At 74.8% G+C, this 512-nt stretch carries 1 pseudogene; it reads left to right on the top strand.

The annotated features are described in order from the left end of the window. Positions 1–20 precede the first annotated feature (20 nt). Positions 21–512, top strand: a pseudogene (locus tag ABZ915_RS38210) (hypothetical protein); the annotation flags it as partial.

Raw genomic sequence — 512 nt, forward strand, 5'->3', positions numbered from 1 at the left:
TGGCCGGGGTGGCTGGGGCGGTGGCTGCCGCCGGCGACCACGACCGGGCTGCCGGACTGGCTGCAGAGGCCGAACAGATCGCCCGCACCATCATTGACCCGCGGGAGCAGGCGCGGGCACTGGCCGCGATGGCGGAGGCAGTGGCCGCCGGTGACCACGACCGAGCCGAACCCTTCGCCCGCACCATCACCGACCCGCGGGAGCAGGCACACGCACTAGCCGAGGTGGCGCAGGCAGTGGGCGCCGGTGACCACAAGCGGGCCGAGCAGATCGTCCGCACCCTCACCGACCCGCAGGAGCAGGCGCGGGCACTGGCCGCGATGGCGGAGGCGGTGGCCGCCGCCGGTGACCACAAGCGGGCTGCCGGACTGGCTGCAGACGCCGAACAGATCGCCCGCACCATCACCGACCCGCGGGAGCAGGCGCGGGCACTGGCCGCGATGGCGGAGGCGGTGGCCGCCGCCGGTGACCACAAGCGGGCTGCCGGACTGGCTGCAGACGCCGAACAGATC

Origin of the sequence: Streptomyces sp. NPDC046915, from assembly GCF_040644935.1 — a bacterium.
GTDB lineage: Bacteria > Actinomycetota > Actinomycetes > Streptomycetales > Streptomycetaceae > Streptomyces.